Origin of the sequence: Mycobacterium sp. (assembly GCF_050701675.1) — a bacterium.
Taxonomy (GTDB): domain Bacteria; phylum Actinomycetota; class Actinomycetes; order Mycobacteriales; family Mycobacteriaceae; genus Mycobacterium.
In genome coordinates, this window is sequence record NZ_JBOGDD010000347.1 from 1 (window position 1) to 3,760 (window position 3,760).

At 60.3% G+C, this 3,760-nt stretch carries 2 protein-coding genes and 1 pseudogene; all 3 read right to left on the reverse strand.

Annotation, left to right across the window (positions count from 1 at the left end):
• Positions 1-499: pseudogene (locus tag ACRDUX_RS10255) on the reverse strand (hypothetical protein); the annotation flags it as partial.
• Positions 496-2,190, reverse strand: a complete 1,695-nt coding sequence (locus tag ACRDUX_RS10260) for a hypothetical protein (RefSeq protein ID WP_526413523.1) — start codon at positions 2,188-2,190, stop codon at positions 496-498. The pseudogene ACRDUX_RS10255 and the gene ACRDUX_RS10260, both read right to left, overlap by 4 nt.
• The coding region (locus tag ACRDUX_RS10265) for a hypothetical protein (protein WP_526413525.1) at positions 2,187-3,760 on the reverse strand (1,574 nt) is incomplete at its 5' end. The genes ACRDUX_RS10260 and ACRDUX_RS10265, both read right to left, overlap by 4 nt.

The window sequence follows — 3,760 nt, forward strand, 5'->3', positions numbered from 1 at the left end:
GGCTGGATCTGGTTTCATCAGCGATCAGTTCCATAGCGTAGGAATCCAGCAGGTCGATGGTGACGTCGCACAGTCGAGCGACGTCGTGTTCTCCGAGGTAGTGGCCGAAGTGGCGTAAGGCGTTGAAACGCTGGATAATTGAAGACGCCGCCGGCCATTCCCGAGCATTATTGCCCGCGAGATACGACACCGGTGACGGTCTGTTGATGAACAACCACACGATACGTTTGAAGGAATTTACAAGGTGTGGAGGAAACGAATATTGCTGTTCGACGCCGGCGCCGCCGGGTAGCCATCGGAGGGTCTGCAGTCCGCCGCGAGGTGCATCCATTGGCCGGAGAGACCAGACGCCCTCGGGGAACGTGCTCATCGGCAGGTCAGGGCGCTTCAGTCGTAGTTCGTGCACGACGACGGGCCCACATTCCACATCAGTCCAATCAACTACGTTCAGGTCGATCGACGCGGCAAGATCGATGGCCTCAGCTACCGGATTACTCATGCGTACCTTCCGTTCAGGAGCAGTTGTATTTCGGCTCGGTCCTCATCTGTGATCGCCCCGTCAGCAACTCGGTATTCATCGGCGGCAATCAGGGTGCGGTCGTCGAGAAGGGAGATGAGGCACCCATAGGCCATAGCGCGGAAGTCGGTCCAATCAGGTCCATCGGTCGAGGCAACAGCCTCCAGCTGACGGCGCAATTCGATGAGCCGAGGGAGGTGGCGAGGCGTGGCAAAAGCATGGGTGCATTGCAGGCACAACAGAAAGTCGTCGCCGCAGGGCTTACCAGTCAGGGGATGGTGTTCGAAGTCAACGCAACCACCGATAGTTGTGTCGGTGTTGGCTGACGTGTCCGCACGTTCAAATCTCATCTTGAGATGGGCCTCGGCATTCTCGATTACCGCCCAAAGGCCTGTCTCAACGGCCTCAGTCATCAGCCGTTCTCGTTCGACTTCTGATGCTGCGACGTAGAGGGTGGACCACGTCGCACGCGAATGCCCCTGGGGTGTCCGGTCAACGAGTACGCGCACCGTTTTACGGATGCGGTTGAACGAGACGGGGACGTCCGAGTCTGGCCACCAACTGAGCCTGTAGTTCTTGTGGATCTCCGTGGGGCGCAGACCGACCTGGGGGGAGTCTGTTCTGCCGCCCCTGCCTGGCCAGTAGACGATCAGTCGGTCAGCTCCCGGAAGGTTCTGCGCTGCGAGGTAGTCACGGGCAGGTTGTGTCATGTCGATGATTCGTGTCATGGCGCGGCGTGCGTTTTTGGGAATCGCGTGCGCGTCGTACTGTTCGCTCTGCCGCCGTCTTTTCTCGTCTTCTACGGTCAGTATGTCCTCCGTGACACCGAGCCCCGGTGCACCTGAGGGCACTCTTCGCTCGTTGATCTGTGTGAAGTTGACACCCTCGAGGCAGGCGATGAGCACGGCGATCGCGACCGCACCCTCGTAACTCACGAAGAGCATCGGCCGCCCTCCTGCGACGCCTAACGACCTGCCATCACGAACCGAGATGCCCAACGCACTACGTGCAGCAGCAGACCGTGGTGCACCCGTCGCCGCCACCTCACGCAGGGCGTCGGCCCGAGCCAGCTTCTGAGGGGAGAGAGTCTGGCTTTCTGTCTGCCGAAGCAGCAGCAAGTTTGGCTGAATGCGCCGATACTCGGCGTTCACAGCAGCAGCCGCCGCGTCACGAATCGAATCGAAGACACCCATCTCGAAGGGCTGTGCCTCATCGATTTCCCTCAGCGGAAGACGCTGGTTCAGCCGCTTCGTCAGGTCTGGGTGAAGTCGATGCGGATAGCAACCAAGTACCATCCGCAATGCACCCAAATCCCTGCGCCGGGTGTTGTTCTTAGCGGTGCTCTTTGCGAGGTGAAGTAGATAGTCATTCCATCGATTTGGGGTTAGCTCGACCAACTTGCGCACGTTGTTGTCGCCACACCACCGCGCGAACTCCTTGATGCGGACGTAGTTGCCTTTCGCCGTATAGGCGCTCTTCCACGTTCCATTCACTCCTGTAAGAGCCTCGAATGCGTCGGCAAGCTGCACTCTCAGCCCAACGTCACAAGGCCAGTCCCGAAAGTCGTGCAGCACAGAGGTATACGAACCAGAAAGAGAGGCGATAACCACTTCGGGATTCTCGCGCCGAGTGGTGACGCCCTCTGCTGAAGTGCGGCGCTCGCCTGTCGTCATGCACCATTGCCCGTCAAGTCGCGGACCTCCGCAAGGTCCTGCGCGAGCGACGACACTAGGTCTCCGACGGTCGCATCGGCATTGGTGGAGCCGAACATGCGATCAAACCGCAGCCTTTGCACACGAGGCAAGTACGTCCCCCGCGTCGTCTCCACCGACTTGTGCCCCAACACGTCCTTCACCGTTCGGAACACTTCGTCATACCGTGAACCATCCCCGTAGGCGACGTTCTCATCCCACCCGTGCATGTCGTCGAGACGCTGGTGCAGTCGGACAGCTAGCGCCAGCGCGAAACTGAACCGCAGGGAATGCGGCGTCACGGTCAGCTCGTCGCTGACGGCTGCCCCAGTGGCTTCGATTCCTGCCCAAAGTCGGTCGTTAGCACCCTCGAATACTCCAATCCACGACTCGTGATGTAACGGCATTCCGCCTTCGTTGAGCCACAGCGCCATCGGCTCAGGGCGTCCGTCGCGAATCCAGAACAGACGTCGTCGGGTCGCCGGCTTCATCGTGTTCAATGACATGGCCACGCCGTCGTCTTGGACGACTTCGAATGTCCCCTTTTTGGCACGCCGAAATCCGGTCACCCAGATGATGTCTTCGATCTCGTCGTACCGCCCCTCACGTATTGCTCGGCGGATGGCAGCGGCACGAGCAACTGCCACATAGGTGCGCAGTGTCCGGCCCACAGTCGGAGCCGCGTACCACATCCGCGCCTTGCTGTATTTGGCGATCGCTGCAGGCAGCTTTGCCTCAACCACACCTTCTTGTGGGAGTTCCGCCAGCAGGAGCGAACCCGCTTCCTGCACGCGCAAACCAGTTGAATAGACAAAGTCGGTAAAGGCTGTGTTGCGCAGGGTATTACGGACGCGAGAAGATTCGTCGTCGCCAGCCGCGCGCCACTGGGAAGGACCGACACGCTCAATCCCGCGGCCGCGAAGGCCAACGTCACGCCACAGCCGGTATGTTCCCGGCACGATCCACCGATCTCGTTCTTTACGGACCAACGCCGCATTTACCCTTGCCCCGGGCACCCTCAATGCCCCCCGCCCGCCCGGCACAGGACTCGCGTCGATCACAGGGCCGTCCGGCGTGATCGGAATCTTGCGGGCTACCGCCCAGTCGTACAAACCCCTGAGCGCGAAGACGGCCTTGTTCCATGTCGACCCAGCCACCGCGTCGGCGAATTCAAGGTGATCCGTCCGGCGAATCTTGAAGTCGATGAAGTCGTCTTCCGTGGCTTCCAGCCACGTCAGCGGATCGACCTGTTTTCCTAGGAAGCCGCACCACGTGGCGATCTCGAACGCATACGTCTTGCGGGACGACAAATCCAACGAGGTGAACGCCGGGCATGAATTGAAGTAGATGACCAGCCATTCGTCGAGTTCGCCGTTGCTGGACAGCAAGATCGGTGTCCCCTTCGCGACCCTCAGCCGAGGATCAGGTGCGCCGACTTGACCTGAATCATCCAATACGTCCGCGTACCCCGGTGGCCAGCTCTCGCTGCCGGTGGTTGTCAGTACTGTCCACGTCTTTGCTGGCGCGGCAGCGGAGAGCACCCCCACAACGT